Annotated in this window: 1 protein-coding gene and 1 pseudogene; one reads left to right on the top strand and one right to left on the bottom strand. The window is 63.5% G+C overall.

Features of this window, described 5'->3' with window-relative positions; all coding sequences use genetic code 11:
* On the bottom strand, positions 1–1,351 hold a 1,351-nt coding region (locus EOD07_RS32920; RefSeq protein WP_127238203.1), incomplete at its 3' end, for a GGDEF domain-containing protein.
* A gap of 299 nt (positions 1,352–1,650) precedes the next feature.
* Here EOD07_RS32920 and EOD07_RS32915 point away from each other — a divergent pair.
* Positions 1,651–1,878 (top strand): annotated as a pseudogene (locus EOD07_RS32915) (glycine C-acetyltransferase); the annotation flags it as partial.

The raw sequence follows: 1,878 nt of genomic DNA, 5'->3' as shown, positions 1-1,878 counted from the left end.
TCTTGCCGCTGGTCAGCGACACCTGCGGCTGGAAATAGACCTCGAAGCTCCTGTTGGCGATCGCCATGCGGATGTCCTGTTCGAGCTGCTTGCGGTAGTCGAGCTCGCGGCGCAGCTCCTCGGAGAAGAAGGAGAAGTTGCCGCCGCCGAGCTTCTTGGCGGAATAGAGCGCGAGGTCGGCATGGACGAGCAGGTCCTGCGCGTTGTCGGCGTCGACCGGATAGACCGCGATGCCGGCGCTGGCGCCAGGCATGATGGTCGTGCCCTGGAAGGTGATCGGCTCGTTGATCTCGCCGAGGATGCGCTTGGCGAGCGCATGGATGTCCTCGGTGGTGCCGGCGCCGTTGAGGATCATGACGAACTCGTCGCCGCCGAGCCGCGCGCAGAGGTCGGACGCCCGGCAGGAATCGCGCATGCGTTGGGCCGTCACCACCAGCACATAGTCACCGGCGGCATGGCCAAGCGTGTCGTTGATCTGCTTGAAACGATCGAGGTCGAACTGGATCACCGCCAGACGCTCGCGCCGGCGGTGCGCGCCCTTGATCAGCGTGTCGAAATGGTCGGTGAGGAAGGTGCGGTTGTGCAGCCCCGTCAGGCCGTCATGCACGGCGATGAAAGCCATCGAGTTGCGCGCGTCGACCAACTCGCGCGTCTTGCGCAGGATGGCGTTGGACATCGGCCGGAAGATGAACAGCGCCACCAGCACGATGACGCCGAGGGTGGCGAAGAACAGCGTGCGGTGCAGGTCGAGGATGTTGCTGGATTTTTGGTCGGCGAAGGCGCTGATGCGCTGGCCAAGCGCGGCATAGCCGGACATGGTCGCGTTGGCGACGGAAGCGTCGAGACCGACGCGGTCGCCGCCGCCCTTGTAGCCGTCGCTCTGCATGCCGAGTTGCGACGCGAAGGACGACACCAGCCTGTCGCCATTGGCGACGAGGCCGACCGAGAAGTAGTCGAGGTGGAACGGCTTGCTGAACAGCACATATTCGATCGACTTCGGGTCGTTTCGTGCCGGCGAGAGCGGATCGGCGCCGGTCTCCTTGAGCAGCCGATCGTAATTGGTCTCGAACTCGCCTGTCGCCTGCTTGAGCGCGGTGACCAGCGCCGGCTGCTTGTCGCGCGACGCGGCACCCGTGGCGCCGGCCAGGAAGACGATGCGCTGCGAGAGCGCCTTCTGCATCGAGACGATGTCGAGCAGCGCATGGTTGTGCTGCTGCTGCGCCATCAATTGCTGCAGAAGGACGAAGGAGGCGATCACCATGGCGGCGATGATCGTCAGCGCCAGCCAGTAGCCGGTCTTGATGAGCAGGATCAGCTTGCGCGAAACGCTCTGCACTGGCTGCTGCGACATAACTTAAGTGACCCCTCCGGTCGACGGATTCCTGCCCTGGATACGGCGGGAAAACGCTTGCCTGGAAAGAGTTAACGGGTCGGCAAGGGATGCCTGCGGCCGTCATGGCGGCTTGGCAAAGCTCGCAAGATGGTTATCACGTCCTTTCCCGCTTACCTCATTTTTGATCCTATTGCCGCCGCGCCATGGCAAAGGATTGCGATCGGGCTTTCGCGACGCCACCGAAGCGGTCGCTTTTGCGATGGATTTTTTGCAGCCGTGGCGCGACAGTCCGGCCTCGAAGCGAACAGGGCCGGACCATGAGCAAAGCATTCCTTTCCCATATCGACAGCGAGCTCGAAGGCCTGAAATCGGCCGGGCTCTACAAATCCGAGCGGGTGATTTCCTCCATGCAGTCCGCCGAGATCGAGGTCACTGGGCAGAAGGTGCTGAACTTCTGCGCCAACAACTATCTCGGCCTCGCCGACAGCCCGGACCTGCGCGACGCGGCGAAGCGCGCGCTCGACCGCTACGGCTACGGCATGGCC

The organism is Mesorhizobium sp. M2C.T.Ca.TU.002.02.1.1 (assembly GCF_003997225.1).
The sequence above is the reverse complement of the archived record's forward strand: the minus strand, read 5'-3'. Positions and strand labels throughout refer to the sequence as shown.